Below are 19,129 nucleotides of genomic sequence, written 5' to 3'. Positions count from 1 at the left end.
GGCGGCGGCTCCAGCGAGCTCAGCTCACGATCTTGAGGGCGCGGCCGACGAGGACCTCGTTGTGGCTGCCGGTCCTGTACCCGCCGAGATCGAGCGTCACGTACCGGAAGCCGTGCCGCTTGCCGGCGGCCACGATCTCGGCGCGCACCGGCGGCTCGGCGGCGCGCGCGAGCTCGCCCGCGTCGAGCTCGATGCGCGCGAGGTCGTCGTGGTAACGGACGCGGACCTGGCGGAACCCGAGGCCGCGCAGCGCCGCCTCGAAGCCGCCGATCTGCGCGAGCCGCTCGCGCGTGACGCTGGTCCCGTAAGGGATCCGGCTGGAGAGGCAGGCCGCGGCGGGCTTGTCCCAGATGGGCAGGCCGACGCGCGCCGCGCCGGCGCGCACGTCGGCCTTGCTGAAGCCGAGCTCGACGAGGGGGCTCAGCACGCCCGCCTCCCGCGCCGCCTCCAGCCCGGGGCGGTAGTCGCCGAGGTCGTCGGTGTTGGTGCCGTTCACGATCGCCGCGAGCGCCCACTCGGACCGCTTCCGCGCGGCGATCCGGTAGAGCTCGCTCTTGCAGTGGAAGCAGCGATCCGGGTTGTTCGCGACGTAGCGCGGATCGTCGATCTCGGACGACTCGACGAGCCGGTGATCGGCGCCGATCAGCCGGGCGATCGAGGTGGCCTCTTCCTTCTCGGCCGGCGCGAGGCTCGGCGAGACCGCGGTCATCCCGACGGCCCTCGGGCCGAGCTCCTGGTGCGCGACCGCGAGGACGAAGGCGCTGTCGACCCCGCCGGAGTAGCAGACGAGGACCGATCCGAGCTCCCGGAGCCGGGCGCGCAGCCCGGCGAGCTTGGGATCGATGGGCGAGCCCTCGGGCGTGGACGACAGCGCGGACATGGCGATCCTCTTACCATAAGCCGCGTTCCGCGCCGGCCGGCCCGGCGTCCGCCAGGTTACTTGCGGTCCGAGCGCCGGTTCTGACACCCTGCAGGGCGAGATGGACCCGAAGAGGAAGCAGGCCGCCCGCACCTCCCTGCCGTTCGCGCTCGCGGCGGCGCTCGCGCCCGCCGCGTTCGCTGGCCAGGGGTGCAGCGACAACCGGCTGCCGCCGCGGGAGCTGCCGCGCGCCGAGGAGCAGCAGGCGCTCCCGCGATGGTACCCGGAGAAGCCCTGGTCGGAGCAGGGCGGGGAGAGCCAGGTCTACATCGAGGGCAAGATCGTCTTCGACACGAGCAAGGCGACGATCCGGCCGGGCAGCGAGAAGACGCTGGAGACGCTGCTCCAGTTCATCAAGGAGCACCCCGAGGTGACGCGGCTGCGGATCGAGGGGCACACGGACGCGCAGTCGAGCGAGGAGCACAACCAGGCGCTCAGCGCGCGGCGCGCCCTCGCGGTCGCCGACTGGCTTGTCGATCACGGGGTCGAGAGCGACCGGCTGATCGCCGTGGGCTTCGGCGAGTCGCGCCCGCTCGGGCCGAACGAGATCGCGGCAGGCCGCAGCGAGAACCGCCGGGTCGAGTTCCACGTGGCCGAGGTGAACGGGCGCCCCTTCCTGGGGCAGGATCCGTACAGGGGCGGCCTGGCGCTGGAGGTGCTGAGCCTCGAGCAGCGCAAGCAGCGCGCGGAGCAGGCCGCGCAGCTCAAGGCGCCCCCGCCCCGCAAGGGCTTCGTGGCGACGGGCGACGAGATCAAGCCGGTGCAGGTCAAGCCGCGGGCCACGTCGGAGGCGCAGGAGGGCGAGGCCCCTGCGCCGAGCGCGCCGGCCAAGGGGAGCGCGCCGCCGCGTGACGGCGGGGGCGCGGCGCCCGCGGGCGGGGGCTGAGCGACTTCAGGGCGCTGCGCCCGCGGGCGGGGGCTGAGCGACCTCAGGGCGCTGCGCCCGCGGGCGGGGGCTGAGCGACCTCAGGGCGCGAGGTGCCGCGCGCGCGGCGCCCGCGTCCGGTACCGCTCGAGGAGCGCGAGCGTCGCGTCGAGCGACGCGCCGTACGGGAGCACGTTCCCCTTCGGCGTGGCGTACTCGAGGTAGAGGTTGTCGTCCGTGGACACGATCGGCCCGCCGTCCTCGGCCGCGTCGGCGATGAGGCGGTCGAGATCGTCGCCCGAGGTCACGAGGGCGTCGAGGAGGTCCTCGAGCCGCGCGCCGGCGAGCGTCGCCTGGAGCGACGGGCGCGCGTCGAGCCCGGCGAGGCGCGCCCCCGAGGCGACGAGCGGCGCGCCGCTCGCGACGAGGATGCCCTGCGCGCCGCCCACGAACAGCGCGACGTGCGGGAACGCGCTGCGCATCGTCCTCACCACGACGGCGAGCTCGCGCCGCCGGATGTGGTGGAGCTGCACCCACTGCTGCAGGACGCCGCCCTCGGTGAGCCGGGACCGGGCCAGCTCGTAGAACTCGTGGCTGTAGAGGCTCGCGGCGCCCGCGAACCAGACGCTGGTGAGCTCGATGGCGATGAGATCGTAGCGGCCCGGGGCGGCGACGAGCAGCTCGTTCCTGCCGTCGTTGAGCGAGAGGCGGACGCGGGGATCGTCGAGCGCGCGGAGGCTCGGGCCGGCGAAGAAGCGCCGAGACGCCTCGACGATCGCGGGCGAGATCTCGGCGACGTCGATGCGCTCGAAGGGGTAGGCCGCGATGGTGCCGGTCGTCGTGCCGGTGCCCAGGCCGATGACGAGCGCGGCGCGCGTGTCGCGGAGGAAGAGCGAGGGGAAGTGCGCGAACCGCCGCTGCGCCGTCATCTCGGGGCCGTCGTCGCCCTGGAACTTGCCGTTCGTGTACATGGTCGTGACGCCGGCGAGGTGCGCGACCGTGGTGACGCCGCCGTGCACGTCCTCGCGCACGAAGTCGATGCGCTCGGGGCGCGGCCCCATGGCGAAATAGACGTTCGCGCCGCTCGTCAGGCGGGCCATGTCCCAGCGGGGCGCGAGCACGGCGAGCGCCCCGGCCGCCGCGGCCAGCGCGAGGGCGCGGGGGAGCTCCGCCCCGGCGCGCGCGGCGGCGAGGACGGCCGTGAGGGCGAACGCGAGCGCGATCGTCAGGAGCGCGCGCTCGGAGCCGAGCGCGGGCAGGATGAGGTACCCGGTGACGATGGATCCGGCGATCGTGCCCAGGGTGTTCGCGGAGGTCAGCCTGCCGACGCGCGCGGCGACGTCCGCGTGCGCGGCGGCGCGCGCGAGGAGCAGGGGGAAGGTGGTGCCCATGCAGAGCGTGGGCAGCGCGAGGATCGCGAGGGCGGCGAGCGCGCGGCACGCCTCGCGGCCGGCCCACCCGTCGACGTGCTTGCCCGCGAAGGCGAAGAGCCGCGGGAGCTGGTCCCAGAGCGGGACGGTGGCGGCGAGCGAGAGCGCGGCGGCGGCGAGCCCCCGGGAGAGCGCGCCCTCGCCGTGGCGGCGCGCGAGGGCAGGCGAGCGCGCCGCGCCGGCCGCGAGGCAGACGAGGAAGACGGCGAGCATCAGCCCGAAGGCGTAGGCGCTGTTGCCGATGAGCAGCGCGAGCAGGTGGGTCTGGACCACCTCGGCGGCGAAGACCAGGAAGCCCGACGCGAACGCGAGCAGGAGCAGGAACGGCGGTTCGGCCCGGCCGGCGGCCGCGGGGGGCGGAGCGTCTGCGGTACGGGCCTCGGGGGAGCGCGCGTCGGGGGCCTCGGGGGAACGCGCGTCGGGGGCCTCGGGAGAGCGCGCGTCGGGGGCCTCGGGAGAGCGCGCGTCGGGGGCGGCGGCGGCAGGCGCCGGGCCGCGCAGCCCGGCGGAGATCGCGACGACGCCGAGGACGAGGTTGGCGATCGCCGCGGACCAGAGCGCGCCTCGGATGCCGAGGTGCGGGAGGACCACGTAGGCGCCGGAGAGCGCGCCGGCCGCGCCGCCGGCCGTGTTGATGGCGTAGAGCGAAGCCAGGCGGCGCGCGGCGTCGTGCTCGGCGGGGGGCGCGCCGCCGTCCGGCGCGGCGCCGGCGCGGAGGATGCGCGAGAGCACCGGGAGCGTGGCGCCCATCGCGACCGTGGGGACGACGACCACGAGCGCGGTCAGCGCGGCGCGCGCCGCGGTGAGCAGCGCGAGCGAGTCGGGCGCTGCGCGGGCGACGGCGACGTAGGCCGAGGTCAGCGCCTCGAACAGGAACGGCGAGACGGCGCAGATCGCGCCGACGATGACCTCGAGCGCGCCGTAGACGACGAGCGGGCGGCGCGCGGACGCGGCGTGGCGTCCGCCGAGGTGCGCGCCGAGGGCGAGGCCGCCCATGAAGGCGGCGAGGACCGTGCTCACGGCATACGCGGTGGCGCCGAAGACGTAGGCGAGCAGCTTGGAGAAGGCGACCTCGTAGAGGAGGCCTGTCGCGCCAGAGACGAAGAACAGGGCGGCCACGAGCGGGAAGCGGGAGCGCACGGCCGCGCACGCTAGTACAGGCGCCCGACGAGCAGGCACCTCAGAGCGCCGAGCACGACATCCCCGGCAGGCGGCCGAGGGCGGGCGCGACGCGCCGCCCCGTCACCAGCCGAGCCGCTGCAGCCGCTCTCTGGCCCCCTTCACCCCGAAGATCGTCTCTTCGCCGGGCGGCACCACGGGCGCGAGCAGCGCCGCCGCGAGCACCGCGGTGACGACCAGGGGCGCTCGCGCGTCGTCGCCGGCGATCAGCGGCTCTCGCACCTGCCAGACCCGCCGCGCCCGCGCGAGCAGCGCGTCGAACCCGCGCCCGCCGATCGCCCGCACCCCCGCCGCGGCGGCGGATCGCACGAGCGGCGCGCGATCGAGCGGCACCGTCATGACGAGCACGCGGCTCGGCGTGCGCGGCGTGGAAGTAGAGGAAGAGGAGATGCGCGCGACGTCCACCTCCACGGCGTCGGCCATCGGCGTGGTCCCCGACGGGTACGCCTTCTTCTGCACGAGCGTGAGCTCCGCTCCGAAGAAGACGCGCGCCTGATGTGCCCAGCGGTGCTCGTCGATCCGCGCCTCGGGCTCCGGCGACAGCAGCGTCCACCCCTGGCTCGGAGGCAGCAGCTCGATACGTCCTTCCGCCCACCCGCTGCCGTCGAATTCCATATGCGTGCCCGCTGCCACGGTAATCCCTGGTTTGACCTGGTCCGGATCGCACGAACGCGCGGCCGGTGGTCTATAGTTGGTGCCATCTAGGGTAAAGGTGAGCCCTGCATGCCGAAGTCCGATCAGGCGTCGGAAGAGCAAGGCCGGGCTGCCCTGAGGGCGGCCCTCTTTGTACACCGACGCGCGCCGCTCTCCCGTCTGCTCGCTCGCCGCGGGCTCGGTCCCTACCGCGGGTACGGCGAGCTCCTGGAGGCGATCGAGCGGCTCGCCGACCGCGGGGCGCAGGTCACGCTGATCGGGCGCTCGATCCGGGGCGAGCCGCTGCTCGCCGTTCACCTCGGCGCAGCCAGCCTGGCCGCTGCGCGCGGCGAGAAGCAAGCTGCGGGCCTCCTGGCGCCGAGCGCTCAGGGAGGACACAGCGTTGCGAACGGCGTCTCGCTCCATCCGCTCGATGGAACGCCAGATGGCACGCCGGATGCTAGTGCGGATCCCAATGCGGGTGCCGATGGCAGCCGCGCGCCGGGCGGCGTGGACGACCCGGCGCCGAGCGACGCCACCCTCGCTCAGCTGGCCGAGCGCGCCGAGCGCGCCAGCCTGCGCCCCTCTACGGGAGCCGGCTTGCGCGAGCGCGTGCGGACCACGGTGATCCTGTCCGGGATCCACCCCCTCGAGTGGATCGGCATCGAGGCCCACCTCGCGCTGCTCGATCGCCTCGCGACCCAGGACCTCGGCGGCCGGTCGATCCTCGCCGTCCCGATCGTGAACCCGGACGGGCTCCTCCGCGTCGAGATGAACCTCCGCGCCGGGCGGCACCGGTACGTGCGGGGCAATGCCCGGGGCGTCGACCTGAACCGGAACTTCGACGCGGGATGGTACGAGCGCGGCCTCATCCAGCGCTTCATCGGGCTCCTCTTCTCGCCCGGCAGCCGCCCCGCCAGCGAGCCGGAGGTGGAGGCCATCGCGCACGCGCTGTCGTCGCGCCGGATCGACCGCGCCTTGTCGCTGCACAGCGCCGGCGGCGCCGTGCTGTACCCGCCGGCGCACAGCCTCTGGCCCGTGGCCGACGCCGCCGAGCACCGCGCCTTCGCGCTGCGCGTCGCGCGCGCCGCGGACCGCAGGCCGTACCGCGCCATGTCCTACGTCCGCTTCGCCTGGGGCGTCCGCAAGGTGGGCCTGGAGATCGACTGGCTCCACGATCGCCACGGGGCGCTGTCGCTCCTCGTGGAGTGCTCGCGCGGCAAGCTCGGCCTCCGGCCGTCGCGCCTCGTCGAGCCGTTCGCCTGGCACAACCCCCGGCGGCTCGACGACGCCACGCCGCCGCTCGTCGACGCCCTCCTCCCTTTTGTGAAGGGTGCGCGCGCCTGAGCAGGCCGCTCAGAGCTCGATCGGCTCGCGGACGGGGATCTTCTGCAGGCCGAGGAGGACGCCGAGGGCGGCGAAGGTCGCCGCCATCAGGCCGTAGGCCGCGAGCGCCCGGTGCTCGATCAGCCAGCCGGCGCCGATGGGGCCGATGATCTGCGAGATGCTCGCCAGCGACTGGCTCACGCCGAGCGCCGCGCCCTGCTCGTCGCGGCCGACGCTCTTCGTGAGGAGCGTGGTGATGGCCGGCCGCACCACCGCCGCGCCGAACGCCGCGATCCCCACGAGCGTGAGCAGCACGGGCAGGGTGTACGCGACGCCGAGCAGGCCGTAGCCGACCACCATCGCGCCGAAGCCGAGCAGCGCGAGCCGCTCCTCGCCGTACCGCTTCGCCAGCCGGCCGATCAGGCCGCCCTGGATGCTGCCGCCGATGAGCCCGGAGAAGGCGTAGAGGTAGCCCGTCTCCTTGACGCCGAACGCGAAGCGCCGCTCGAGGAAGAGCGCAAGGCCGCCGATGAGCGTCGAGAAGGAGAGGGAGAAGGCGAAGAACTCGAGCAGCCGGCGGCGCGGGAGCGGCCGGTCGAAGTACCGGCGGAAGGCGTCCCCGCGGCCGAGCGACGCCGGCCGGGCGGCCGCGGCGGTCGCCCCGTCCTGGGCCGCCGGCAAGGGCGGCTTCGCCGGGAGCAGCGTGGCCGTGAGGAGGACCGACAGGAGCGACAGCGCCGCCGCGCCGTACGCCGGCGCGCCGTAGCCGAAGCGGCTCGCGAGCTCCCCCGTGATGGCCGGGCCGAGCAGGAACCCGGAGCCGAAGGCGATGCCGATCAGGCCGAACGCCTTGGTGCGCTCCTCGGGCCGGGTCACGTCGCTGATGTACGCCTGCGCGATCGTCAGGTTCCCGGCCGTGAGCCCGTCGATGATCCTCCCGAGGAACAGCATCCACAGCGAGCTCGCCGAGCCGAGCACCAGGAACCCGAGGAACGTGCCGGTCTGGCTCGCGAGCAGCGTCGGTTTGCGGCCCACCCGGTCCGAGATCCGGCCGAGGATCGGCCCGGAGACGAGCTGACAGACCGCGTAGCTCGCCGCGAGCACGCCGACCACGAGCTCGCTGGCGCCGAAGTGCTCGGCGTAGAACGGGAGGAGGGGGAGGACGAGCGTGAGGCCGAGGACGTCGACGAAGACGGTAAGGAAGATCGGCAGGAGCGGCGAGCGGAGCATGGTGGCTTTCGGTGGCGATGGACTGCGGTGACGGCCGCCGGCGACCGGGCCGGCGATGGCCGGGCCTCCGCGCCTGGACGGCGCTGTCCTCATGACGCATCTGCGCCGCGGCGGGTACCCTCCAGCGCGCGTCCAGCGCTCGTGCGGGGCACGGGCCGGGCCGCGGGCGGGCCCGGGGACGCCCGCGCCGCGGCTCAGCGCTCCGACGGGGCGACCGCGCGCGGGTCGGGAGAGCGGAGCGCGAGGGTCATCTGGATGTCATCCAGGATGGCGCCGTCGACCCGGAACGCGTCCTCCCGGGTGCCGATCGGGACGAACCCCATCCCCGCGTAGAGCCGCCTGGCGCGCTCGTTGTTGGCGAAGACGCCGAGGTCGAGGTACTCGAGGCCCGCCTCGTCGCGGGCCCAGGCGATCGCGGTCTCGAGCAGGCGCCGGCCGTGGCCCTGCCCGGTGTGGGGGCCGAGGATGCCCATCGCGACGACGGCGCGGTGGCCCTCGGAAAAGACGCGGCCGCCGCGGAGCTCGATGTGCCCGATGATGCGCGCCCGCGGCTCGCTCGACCGGAGCAGCCAGGCCCGACCCCAGAGCGGCTCGTCGAGCCTCTTGCCCCAGCGGTCGCGCGCGCTGTGCTCGACCTCGTCGGGGGCGAGCGACGTCGCGATGGCGAAATGGGGCACTCCGCGCCGGCCGGACTCGGCGACGTGCTCGATGAGGTAGGCCGCGAAGGCCCGCGCGTCCGAGCGGTGGGCCGGGGCGATGGCGTGGAGGGCGGGGGAAGGGATCATGCCGCGGCGCGCGCAGCGCCACGGCGAGCGTAGTGCCGCCCTGGCGCCCGCGCGACCTCCAACGGCAGCAGGCCGGGCTCGGCCATCTCGGGCCCGAGGGACGCGGACGGCCGGACGCCGCGCAGGGCGTCACCAACGTGAACGTTTACGTGGTCGTGAACGTGAACGTTTACGTGGTCGTGAACGTGGTCGTGGTCGTCAACGATAGGTCGTGAACGACCACGTTCGGATGTAGGAGAACGCTGCGTGAAGCTTGGTTGACGCTTGTGAGGGGGAGCGCGGGGCCCCGGCGCGAGGCCCCGGCGTGGGGAGGCGCGGATCAGTCGAGGTAGATGCCCAGCTGCTCCGGGTCGGCGAGGCCGAACTGGGCCATCATCTTGAGCAGGTAGTCAGGCACCGACTTGTAGCCCTTCAGCTCGTACGCGTAGTGATTCTTGTAGATGGTGAGCTGGGTGCAGCTCTCGTTGATGTTCTGATCACACGCCGGCACCTCCTTGAGCGGGCCGACCGCGGGCACGTCCTTGATCGCCGGATCCGGGATGATGATCGCGGTGCCGTCCGGGTGGTACGTGATCATCGCGCGCCCGTACTTGTTGAAGCCGGGGCCGTAGTTGGCGACATACGCGGGATCCGCGGGGATGCTGTCTGCCGGGTTGCCCGGCTGCGCCTCGTGCCGCGTGTCGAGCTGGTAGCCCTTCGCGGTGAGGGCGTTGGCGTACTCGAGCACGCGCGCCGCGATGCCCTTCTGCACCCACCTGCCGCCGGAGTCCTCGCAGGCCACCCTGTTCTTGCCGGCCCCGAAGAGGCACTCCATGCCGTACGTGCGGGCGTAGTAGACCTGCCCGGACGTCGGGTCCTGCCACTCGATGCGCTGCTGGAAGCCCGGATCCGCGTCGTTGCCGAGCCGGTAGACGCGCATCATGTCGAGCCAGTTCGTCTTGCCGTTCGCGGGGATGTTCGCGAGCGTCCACGCGATCAGGAACTTCTGCACCTCCCAGCCGATCTGCGGATCGACCGCGATGGTCCTGTCCACGACGGCCGGGTCGAAGTCGCCGCCGGTGTAGTTCGTGCAGAGGTTCTTCCCGTTGGTCGGGAAGCAGACCTGCGGCCCCTCGTTCGGCCACCAGCTGACCCAGCCCATCGGGCGCGCCGGGAACTCCTTCGCCAGCGGGTCGGGATCCTTGCTCGCCGTGTCGAGCACCGGGAGGCCGTCCTCGCCGGCCTCGAGGCGAGGCGCGAGCAGCGAGCGGTCGCCGGTGAGGGCGTTGGCGAGCACGCGGCGGTAGCCCTCGGGCAGCACGTCGGCCATGCCGACCGCGCGGAAGCGGGCGTCGTAGAAGTCGCGGCGGGACTGGCTCACGAACCGGTCCTCCGACTCGGAGAGCAGGATGGCCGTGTTGATCTTGTCGTAGTAGCTGCCCGCGTTGGCCGTGTAGTCGTTGTTGAAGTCGCCGTTGTCCTCCGAGTTCCTGTTCTCGAGCGGGTGACCGCCGAACCCGATGTCCTTCAGGTAGCCGGTCGAGCCGTTCGGGATCTGCACCAGCACGGGGGTGTTGGTCGTGCCGCCGAAGCCGCTGAAGTCCTCGCCGGCGCCGTAGTCGTCGCCATCGAGGTTCGAGCGCAGGACGTTCCACTCGGACCACGGGTTGCTCGGAACGTTGGCGTCCCAGTTGCGCAGGTAGTGCGGCCCCTCCTCCGGGCGGGCGAGCTGCCTGGTGAACTGATCGAAGGCCACCGTCGCGGCCACGACGTTCTCCTGGAGGCCGCCTTCGATGAGGAGCGGCCACAGCGTGTCGAACGACAGGCCCTGGTTCGTCGCGAGATCCTGGTAGATCGTCCCGAAGAACCCGATGCCGCCGGCGATGCCGAGCATCTTCTCGTTGTAGCGGCCGTAGGACCTGTCCGCCGCGCCGCGGACGCTGAACGTCGTGAGGTTGCGCCGGAAGTTGTCGAAGATGTGCCTGTTCTCCTGGGTGGTGATCAGGAACATCAGCTGCTCGTACGGGTCGGCGCCGTTGTCGTGACGGAAGACCGAGACGTTGCCGAGGTCGGCCCAGTTGTCTGTCGCGAACGCGTACGGCACGCGGACGCGGCTCTGGGCGTCGACCGCCGGACCGCCGCGGAAGGCGCCGAGCGCGGTCTCGTTGTCCTGCGGCATGCGCAGCTGCTTCCAGCCGACGTAGTCGACCGGCTGCTGGCGGCAGCGCTTCGTCTCCTCGCCGACCGTGACGATGCCGCCGTCGAGGAGCGGGTGCCACTTGCCGTCGAGCTGCTCGTTCCACGCCGCGGGCGGGGTCGCCTCCACGTCGTAGCAGTCGCGGATGACCTCGTACTGCGATTGCAGCTGGGAGTAGTGGAAGTCGTTGACGCTGGGCGCGTTCGTGGCGTTGCCCTTCGCGAACATGCCGTACTTGATGCCGGCCAGCCCGCCGAAGTTGTCCGCGGCGGCGAGGAGCCCGCCGCCGATCCTGCCGCCGGCGAGGTAGTTGCGCTCGCCGTTGTCGTAGACGCTCACGGTGTCGCCGTAGAAGAAGCGCGCGGCCGCGAAGTCGTAGACGCCCAGGCCGACCAGGTCCTGCGAGACGTCGCCCGGGTAGTCCATGACCGTGGAGTGCTGGAACATCCAGATCATGTTCTTCTGCTCTTCGTCCGTGATCGCGTCGAAGTAGCGGGGGCCGACGCACTCCTCCGGGCTCTCGTCCGCCTCACCGGCGCACGCCGCCTTGACCTTTCCGTTCTTCGTCCTGAGCTGCCAGTACTGGGGCCGGAAGAAGAGCGAGGCGTAGCTGCTCACGAAGTTGTGCCGGAGGCCGACGGAGTGCCCCATCTCGTGCGCGATGACCGCGTACTGGTAACGGCGCTGGATGTACTTGAACATCTTCTCGTAGCGCCCCCGCCTCTCGTCGGCCGTCTCCTCGTCGCCGACGGGGAACTTCTCGCGGAGCGCCTCCGCGAGGCCCGTCATCGCCGTGGCCTCGGGGGCCTCGTGCAGGATGCAGGCGCCGCGCTCGGCGAGCGCGTTGTCGTGCATGTGCCGGAGCTGCGAGTGCAGCTTCGGGTTGTTCATCCCGAACGGCGACGCCGCGTCCGCGAGCGGGCCATCGATGGGCAGGCCGGCGGGGACGCCCGCGCGCTTCAGCATCGCCGGGTTCATGAGCTCCGACTCGGCGAGGCTGCCCCGGGCGGCCTTCATGCGGGCGCCCACGACCGCCTGCTGCGGGGAGGGGATGTCGCCCCGCACAGCGATGTCGGCGACCTTCGCCTTCATCGGCTCGATGAGCGCCTTGAGCTGCGGGGAGACGCCCTGCGCGACGAGGCTCTCGTACGCCTCGGGGTCGAGCTTCGTGGCGCTCGCGAGCCGCGACGTGACCTCGCGCTTCGTCATCGTGGGCCCCTGGCCGCCGCCGGAGATGCGGCTCGCCTGGGCCCAGTCGCGGATGTACTTGCCGTCGGTGATCTCGGAGGTCGGGATCTCGCCGTTGATGTAGCGGACGATGTCGACCAGCTGCTGCGCCGCGGAGTCGGTGACGTGGCTCCAGATGTTGATGCTGGCGGCCACCTTCTCGCCGGTGAGCGGGTCGTCCGCGTCGGCCATGATGCCCCAGGGCGACGGCTTCTGCGGCTTGTTGACGATGAGCACGCTGTTATAGCGGAGATCGCCGAGCCGCGGGGCGACGCGCTCCTCGAGGGGAACGCTCGTGTCGCCGCAGGCGGGGTGATCGCCCTCGATGATGGGGTTGTGGCAGAGCACGATCACGGACGGCTGCGTGACGACGCCTCCGATCGCGAGCGTCGCCGGGTCGCCGCCGCGCCGCTGAGAGAGCTGCTCCACGGCCTGCCTGACCTGGTCGTCGCACGCCGGCGCGTCCCAGCCCAGCTCGCGGCGGCACGCGTTCAGCTTGCGCGTGAGCGCGACGGCCTCGTCGATGTCGTCCTGCTGGCCCTTCCACATCGGGAACTTCGCGTCGCAGTCCTCGCCGCCCGTCTTCCGGCACTCGACGAGGCGCGAGGTCTGGATCGCGGTCTTCATCGCGAGATCCCACTCCTCGGCGGCCCACTGGGTCGCCTCGAAGATGTCCTCCGACGTGTCGCCGCCGACGTACCAGGGGATGACGACGGCCTCGCGCTCCGCGTAAGGCAGCGTGCACTTCTGCTTGTACACGTCGCACTGCGAGCCCGCGCCGGCCGCCGCGCACGCGTCCGCGGTGCCGTCATTGTCCTTGTCGAGGTTCGGATCGGCGTTCACGTCGCCGCCCGGGGCCGTCTCCCGGGTCGCGCAGGCGATCGCGCCCTCCATCGTCTCGGGGTTGTCGTAGAAGTGGCTGCGCTTCCAGAGGTTGTAGCGGGACGCGAAGCGCCGCCACTGGTTGTCCACGATGCCGTAGTTGCGCTCGTAGCCGTAGCGGGAATCGGCGGTGAAGATGCCGAACGCCTGGAACCTCACGCCGTCGAAGTCGACCGGCTCGTAGTCGTTGTCGACCACCTTCTTGAACGACTGCCGGATCGTGATCTCGACCGGGTTGCAGTTGCCGTACGGGTCGGTGCCGCCGGCGAAATCGCCCGGGAGCATGCAGGCCGGGAACTTGTCGATGCCCCAGCCGAGGCTCGAGAGGTCGAGCAGGACGGGCGTGGCGAACGCCTTCGTCGTGACGTCGAAGTAGCCGTCCTCCGCGTCGAACCGCGGGGCGTCGGCGGAGGCGGGATCGCTGACGTAATAGGCGAGCGGCTCGTACTCGACACCTCCGTAGATGCCGAGCTGCGACAGGGTGTCGAAGTTGTAGGCGTCGGTGGCGAGGTTGCGGGACCAGTCGACGCGGAAGTACTCGCGCTCGTACCAGAGCCGGTCGCTCGTGTTCTCGACGATGACGTTGGACTCCTCGCCGGTCGACGGGTTGTACTCGCGGACGATGTCGAAATGCGACTCGATCGCGTAGCTCGCGACGATCTGGCCGTCGTTCGTCGTCTTCTTGGCGAGCCCGTTGTAGGTGTTGCCCTTGCCGTCGGTCCCCTCGATGCGCTCGTAGGCGAGCCGGGCGTTGAGCTGACGCTCGGTGACCTCCCACTTGATCCGGGAGACGGGCTGGGCGTAGGTCGAGGTGAAGAGGCCATCTTGGGCAGCGCCGTACCCGACGTCGACGACCGTTCCCCGCATGTAGAACTCGGGGTCATCGACGATGTCTTTGAGGTCCTTTCCGACGAAGAAGGTCTTGGCGAGCGCATCGCTCTGCACCCTTCTGATGGACGGCCGCTCCTCGGCGCAGCCCGCCCCCACGACGGTCAGCGCGACGGTGCCGAGGAGCACCGCACGCCTAAAAATTCGATTCATCAACGATCCTCCGGAAGCTGCCTGTCGAGATCGACGCACAAGCTGACCCTTCACGGCGCACAGGGCGCAGCGCGAGGCAGTCCCCTCCAGGCAAGAATGTTGCCAACGCTCGCCAGCGTTCGATCGCGAGCTCTTTCGATAAGTTAAGCACCTGTCGCACATGCGCACCGGGGGTGGCGTTAAAGAGTTAACTGTTGCCGGACGAGCTCGCGACCGGCGCCCGTCTCCGGGGTGACGGCGGTCGGAGCGGTGCTCGGGACGGTCGACGGCGCGGGCGCGTGGACGCGCGCCCACGCGCCGCCGGGGGCCGACAAGTCGTCGGCTGTCGAGTTCTTTGGTATGGTCGCCGCGTGCACTCTCCCTCGCATCGGACGCGCGGGTCGCGCGGGCGCGCGGACAGCCATGGGCGCAGCGCTCTCCTGCGCGAGGGGCACGGCCGCCCTGGGGCGGGCATGCGGCGCGGCCGCGCGGGAGCGGGCGAGCGGGGCAGACGCCGGCAGGTGCCGGGCGCATGAGGCATGAGGCGCTCCTCGGCCGCAAGGTGGCCGGGCGGTTCACGATCACCCGCTTCCTCGGCGAGGGCGGCATGGCCAGCGTCTTCATCGCCGAGCGCGACGCCGAGCCCCGCCGGGTCGCGATCAAGATCATGAACCCGGAGTTCACCGGGGACCGCGCGTTCATCCGGCGCTTCCAGCGCGAGGCGAAGGCCGCGGCGCGGGTGAAGCACCCGAACTCCGTCAAGATCTTCGAGTACGGGGTCGAGGGCGCCCTCAGCTACATCGTGATGGAGCTGCTCTCGGGGGACGATCTCTACGTCCTCCTCGAGCGCCACGGCGCGATCGGCCAGGCGCGGGCGGTCCGCATCCTCTCGGAGGTGTGCGAGGCGCTCGCGGTCGCCCACGAGATGGGCGTCGTGCACCGCGATCTGAAGCCCGAGAACGTCATGGTGGTCCCCGATCCCATGCACCCTCACGGCGAGCGGGTGAAGGTGCTCGATTTCGGGATCGCCAAGATCCTCGACACGGGCTCGTCCGGCGAAGCGCCCGAGCTCCTCGCCGACCCGCTGTCCGTCGTGACGCGCGCGGGCACGTTCGTCGGCACGCCGGCCTACATGGCTCCGGAGCAGTGCGGGCTGCTGCCGGTGGATCAGCGGGCCGACCTGTACACGTGCGGGGTCCTCTTGTTCCAGCTCGTCACGGGGCGGCTGCCGTTCGAGGGCGAGACGCCGCTCCACACGGCGACGCTCCACATCCATGCGCCGGTGCCGGCGCCGAGCAGCTGCGCGCCCGGGATCCACCCGCGCCTGGAGGCGCTGATCGTGAAGGCGCTCGCGAAGGAGCCGGCGGACAGGTACCAGACGGCGCGCGAGCTCGGGTACACGCTGCACTGCCTGCTGGCCGAGCTGCCCGACACGGCCGTGGGGCTCGGGCCGATCTCGCGCCGGCAGCCGAGCTCGCTGTTCTCGCGGGACGCGTCGCTGCTGCGGGGGCCGATGTCGCTCCCGCCGTTGACGTCGCTGCCGAGCTCGACGTCGGCGCCGATCTCCGGCCAGGCGCCGAGGGCGGAGCTCTCGATCGAGTCGGCCCGGACGCTCGTCTCCGGGGGAGCAAACGCCGAGGCCGCGCGCCCGCCGCCGGTGGTGCTTCACCACGCGCCGCCCCCCTCGGAGCTCCCGCAGACGCTCGATCCGCAGGCGGTCGCGCCGGGGGCGGACGCCGAGCCGCAGCGCTGGGCCGGGGAGTCGGTGCCGGAGATCTCGCTGCAGCTCCCGTCGTGGTCCCACGGCCCCAGCGAGGCGCTGCTCTCGGGGAACGGCCTGGCCGAGCCGGGCGCGTACGACGACGCGAGCGGGGACGACGACAGCACGCTCACCATGGTCCGCCGCGACGAGCTCCTCGGTCCGGCGAAGGTGCGAGTCCACACGGCGGCCTATGACGAGGGCGACGAGCTCGACATCACCCCTCCTGGCCGCGACGTGAAGGCGACGCTCCGCTCCGCCGAGGACTTCGGGCTGGGCACGCCCGAGAAGCGGGCCGAGGTCGGCCTGGTGCGCGTCGATTCCGTGCCGGTCCCGGCGACGCCGCAGAGCCCGCTCGACGGGGCGGCGGCGGGGGTGTGGGACAGGAGATCGCCGCGCGCCACCAACACGCTCCGGCTTGTCTCGTCCCACCCTCCGGCCGAGAGCCAGATGCCCACGGTGACGCCCGGCGAGCTCCAGGCGGCGAGCCCGCAGGGGTTCGGGGCGATGGGGTTCGGCGCGGCGAGCGCGGAGACCGTCGGGGACTCCGCGGCGGTCGTGCGGAGAGCGCCGGCCGCGGCCGACAGCGCCTCGCCGGCGGCCCCGGCGGCGTCGGTGCCGTTCGAGCTCGCCGCGACCATCGCGGAGCAGCGCACGGCGCTGGAGCGCCGCGCGACGATGCCCGATCACGTCGTCGTGCCCCAGGCGCCGCCTGCGCCTGCGCCGGCGCCTCCGCAGGCGCGGGAGCCGAGCTGGCTGGCCGGCAAGCGAGGGCTCATCATCGGCTTCGTCGCCGGGATGCTCCTGACGGCGCTGGCGATGTTCCTTGTGATGCGCCTGCTCTCCTGACGTTTCGCACGTTTCGCACGTTTCGCACGTCTCGCACGTCTCGCACGTCTCGCACGCGCCCTCCCGCGCGGCGCGCCCTCTCCGACACCGCGCGCCGCTTCAGGGGATGTCGTACGTCAGCAGCCGGCACTCGATCGGGCCGTTGAACACGGTGAGCGAGCGCTCCGGCCTCCTGCGCATGGCGTGCTCGATGTCCTCGGTGCCGGCGAGGATGGCGACGCGGTGGCCCGCGAGCCGCGACAGCGCCGCCGCCATGTCGCGGTAGAGGGCCAGCGTCCCCGGCAGGCGCTCGCCGTACGGCGGGTTGGTCAGGACGTGGCCCGGCGGCGCGGTCGGGGCGAGCGCGGTGATGGACTGACAGCGGACCTCGATCTGCACGCCGGCCATCCGGGCATTGCCGCGGGTGATCTCAGCGGCGCGGGGGTCGATGTCGGCGGCGACGATCGCGGGGCCCTCGGGCCGGATCCGCGCGCGGGCGGCGTCGCGGAGCTCGGTCGTGCGCCGCGCTGCGGCCTGATCGTGGCACGCCCACCGCTCGAAGCCGAAGCGCTGCGCGCGCAGGCCGGGGGCGATGTCCCGCGCCCAGAGCGCGGCCTCGAGGGCGATGGTGCCGGCGCCGCACATCGGGTCGACGAACGGGCGGGCGCGGTCCCAGCCGGAGAGGCGGAGCAGCGCGGCGGCAAGCGTCTCCTTGAGCGGCGCGCCGCCGATGTGCGTGCGGTAGCCGCGGCGGTGGAGCGCGGCGCCGCCGAGATCGGCGTAGAGCGTCGCGCGGTCGCGGACGAGGTGGAGGAAGAGGGCGAGATCCGGGTCGTCGAGGTCGACCGACGGGCGGGCGCCGACGCGGCGCCGGATCTGGTCGACGATGGCGTCCTTGGTCCGCTGCGCGATGAACTGGGTGTGGGTCAGCGCGCTCGAGCGGCAGGAGGCGCGGACGGCGAGCGTGTGGACCGGGCTCAGGTAAGGGGCCCAGTCGACGCGCGAGACGCCCTCGTAGAGCGCGTCCCCGCTGGGCGCGTCGAAGGAGGCGAGCTCGACGAGCACGCGCACGGCGGTGCGGAGCTCGATGCACGCGCGGAAGCCCTCGTCCGGCGGGCCGGAGAAGTGGACGCCGCCGCGATCCGCGCGGACGCCGCGGAACCGGTGCTCGCGGAGCTCGTCGCGGAGGGCGGGCTCGGTTCCTTTGGCGGCGGTCGCGAAGAAGTCCATGGCGACGGGGCTTCTAGCCGAACCGCCGCGCGGCGGCCCTCACGAACGCGGCCTCTGGCCGCGCGCCCGCTCCCGGGGCGAGGCGCGTGGCACTGGATTCGCACGGCGTTCGCTGAGCTCTGGGGTGTGTGGACCGGGCGCAGGGACGCCGGCGCTCGGCGGGTGGGGTGAGCGGGCTCCGCGGTCGGCGGGCCGAGGCCGCTCGGGCAGGACACCTGGCCTGAGGCCGCGGCGAGCGGGCAGAGCGAGGGCGCCGGGGCGTCGCGCGGCGGAGGCGCCGGCACGGCGATCCGCGAGGGAGGGAGCCAATGGAGCATCGGATGGCGGCTTTGCGTGGCATCAACATCGCGCTCGGGATCTGGCTGTTGATCTCCGCGTTCCTCTGGCGCCACGGCCGGGACGAGTTCACCAACACCTGGGTGGTGGGCGCGCTGTGCGTCGTCTTCGCCCTGATCGCGCTCTGGGCGCCCAGGGCGCGTTACGCCACCGCGATCCTGGCGGTGTGGCTCTTCGTCAGCGCCTGGACGATACCGGCGCTGCTGATGGCGACGGTGTGGAACAACGCGCTCGTCGCCGTCGGCATCCTCGTCGTGTCGCTCCTCGCGACCGACGTCGCGGTGCGGGGCTCGCGCGCCGCGCGGCGCGTGTAGGCGCCGAACGGCCGCGCCGCGCGGGGAGCGCCGCCTCGGCCGGAGGGCCGGCCCGGGGGCGCCGGCGGCGCTCTCCCAGCTGCGCGCTCGGGGCGCGCTCCCGGCCGCGCGCCGGCGCGCGGCGTGTTCGCCTCGCGGCGTCGATCGTGTATAGCGGCGTCGCGAGCGCCGCGCACGGGCCGGCGACAGGATGTCCCATGAAGCTCAGCGTCAACGTGAACAAGATCGCGCTCCTGCGGAACTCGCGGGGACACGATGCCCCGAATGTCCTCTCCTTCGCCCGGAAGATCGTGGACTACGGAGCCCACGGCATCACCATCCATCCGAGGGCGGACCGGCGGCACATCACGCCGGACGACGCGCGGGCGGTGACTCGCCACATCACCACGGTGGAGACGAACTTCGAGGGTGATCTCCGCGAGGAGTTCCTGGACCTCACGCTCGAGCTCAGGCCGACGCAGTGCACGCTGGTCCCGGTCACGCCGGGCGAGCTCACCTCGCACCGCGGCTGGGACGTCGCGAAATGGCGCTTCGTCCTCCAGCCCGTGGTGAAGCGGCTCAAGGAGGAGGGGATCCGGACAAGCCTCTTCGTCGAGGCCGACCCGGCGGTGGTGCCCCTGGTCGCGGACATGGGGGCCGATCGCATCGAGATCTACACGGGCCCTTACGCCCAGGCGTTCGATCGCGGCGATCACCGCGCGGAGCTCGACAAGATCGTCGCGACCGTGAGGGCCGCCGTGGCGGCCGGGGTCGGGATCAACGCGGGGCACGACCTCACGGTGGAGAACCTCGCGCCGCTCGTCCGCGAGGCGCCGCAGATTCAAGAGGTGTCGATCGGTCACCACCTCGTGGCGCACGCGCTCGAGGTCGGGATGAAGCAGTCCGTGCGCGATTACCTCGCGGCGGTCGAGGGGCGCCCCGCGCCGGCGCCGTAGCGGGGCGGGGGCCGGCCGAGCGCGCCGGCCAGCGCTGCGCCGGCCGAGCTCGCCC

General features: G+C 72.7%; 13 protein-coding genes. 6 read left to right on the top strand and 7 right to left on the bottom strand.

Features of this window, described 5'->3' with window-relative positions:
- Positions 1-19: 19 nt before the first annotated feature.
- Positions 20-880, bottom strand: coding sequence for an ATP-dependent sacrificial sulfur transferase LarE (gene larE, locus WMF22_RS32070; protein WP_437293767.1), 861 nt, complete (start codon positions 878-880; stop codon positions 20-22).
- A gap of 100 nt (positions 881-980) precedes the next feature.
- Between larE and WMF22_RS32065 the strand changes: the two genes are divergently transcribed.
- Complete coding sequence (locus WMF22_RS32065) at positions 981-1,805, top strand: OmpA family protein (protein WP_438032255.1); 825 nt, start codon at positions 981-983, stop codon at positions 1,803-1,805.
- An 80-nt stretch (positions 1,806-1,885) separates the two neighbouring features.
- Here WMF22_RS32065 and WMF22_RS32060 read toward each other — a convergent pair whose 3' ends face one another.
- Together WMF22_RS32060 and WMF22_RS32055 are read right to left on the bottom strand one after the other, a co-directional pair.
- Entirely contained in the window at positions 1,886-4,354 is a 2,469-nt protein-coding gene (locus tag WMF22_RS32060) for a fused MFS/spermidine synthase (protein ID WP_437293765.1), read from the bottom strand.
- A gap of 102 nt (positions 4,355-4,456) precedes the next feature.
- On the bottom strand, positions 4,457-5,008 hold the full coding sequence (locus tag WMF22_RS32055; protein ID WP_437293764.1) for a hypothetical protein: 552 nt from the start codon (positions 5,006-5,008) through the stop codon (positions 4,457-4,459).
- A gap of 108 nt (positions 5,009-5,116) precedes the next feature.
- Here WMF22_RS32055 and WMF22_RS32050 point away from each other — a divergent pair, with 108 nt between their 5' ends.
- A complete protein-coding gene (locus tag WMF22_RS32050; protein WP_437293763.1) occupies positions 5,117-6,373 on the top strand; it encodes a M14 family metallopeptidase in 1,257 nt (418 codons plus the stop codon).
- A gap of 9 nt (positions 6,374-6,382) precedes the next feature.
- Here the strand turns inward: WMF22_RS32050 and WMF22_RS32045 are convergent, their stop codons facing one another.
- Both WMF22_RS32045 and WMF22_RS32040 read right to left on the bottom strand, forming a co-directional pair.
- Entirely contained in the window at positions 6,383-7,582 is a 1,200-nt protein-coding gene (locus WMF22_RS32045) for an MFS transporter (RefSeq protein WP_437293762.1), read from the bottom strand.
- A gap of 194 nt (positions 7,583-7,776) precedes the next feature.
- Complete coding sequence (locus WMF22_RS32040) at positions 7,777-8,367, bottom strand: N-acetyltransferase family protein (protein ID WP_437293761.1); 591 nt, start codon at positions 8,365-8,367, stop codon at positions 7,777-7,779.
- Positions 8,368-8,399: 32 nt separating this feature from the next.
- Between WMF22_RS32040 and WMF22_RS32035 the strand changes: the two genes are divergently transcribed.
- On the top strand, positions 8,400-8,582 hold the full coding sequence (locus WMF22_RS32035; protein ID WP_438032254.1) for a hypothetical protein: 183 nt from the start codon (positions 8,400-8,402) through the stop codon (positions 8,580-8,582).
- Positions 8,583-8,686: 104 nt separating this feature from the next.
- Here the strand turns inward: WMF22_RS32035 and WMF22_RS32030 are convergent, their stop codons facing one another.
- The gene (locus WMF22_RS32030) at positions 8,687-13,693 is read right to left on the bottom strand and encodes a hypothetical protein (protein WP_438032253.1); all 5,007 of its coding nucleotides are present in this window, start codon (positions 13,691-13,693) and stop codon (positions 8,687-8,689) included.
- A gap of 511 nt (positions 13,694-14,204) precedes the next feature.
- Here WMF22_RS32030 and WMF22_RS32025 point away from each other — a divergent pair.
- A complete protein-coding gene (locus WMF22_RS32025) occupies positions 14,205-16,280 on the top strand; it encodes a protein kinase domain-containing protein (protein ID WP_438032252.1) in 2,076 nt (691 codons plus the stop codon).
- A 99-nt stretch (positions 16,281-16,379) separates the two neighbouring features.
- Here the strand turns inward: WMF22_RS32025 and WMF22_RS32020 are convergent, their stop codons facing one another.
- Positions 16,380-17,489 (bottom strand): THUMP domain-containing class I SAM-dependent RNA methyltransferase, encoded by a 1,110-nt coding sequence (locus WMF22_RS32020; protein ID WP_437293757.1) that lies wholly within the window; start codon positions 17,487-17,489, stop codon positions 16,380-16,382.
- Between the two features lie 320 nt (positions 17,490-17,809).
- Between WMF22_RS32020 and WMF22_RS32015 the strand changes: the two genes are divergently transcribed.
- Positions 17,810-18,139 (top strand): SPW repeat domain-containing protein, encoded by a 330-nt coding sequence (locus WMF22_RS32015; RefSeq protein ID WP_437293756.1) that lies wholly within the window; start codon positions 17,810-17,812, stop codon positions 18,137-18,139.
- A 197-nt stretch (positions 18,140-18,336) separates the two neighbouring features.
- Positions 18,337-19,074, top strand: a complete 738-nt coding sequence (locus WMF22_RS32010; RefSeq protein ID WP_438032251.1) for a pyridoxine 5'-phosphate synthase — start codon at positions 18,337-18,339, stop codon at positions 19,072-19,074.
- Positions 19,075-19,129: the final 55 nt, after the last annotated feature.

It is taken from the genome of Sorangium sp. So ce204, assembly GCF_051526795.1.
GTDB lineage: Bacteria > Myxococcota_A > Polyangia > Polyangiales > Polyangiaceae > Sorangium > Sorangium cellulosum_B.
The sequence above is the reverse complement of the archived record's forward strand: the minus strand, read 5'-3'. Positions and strand labels throughout refer to the sequence as shown.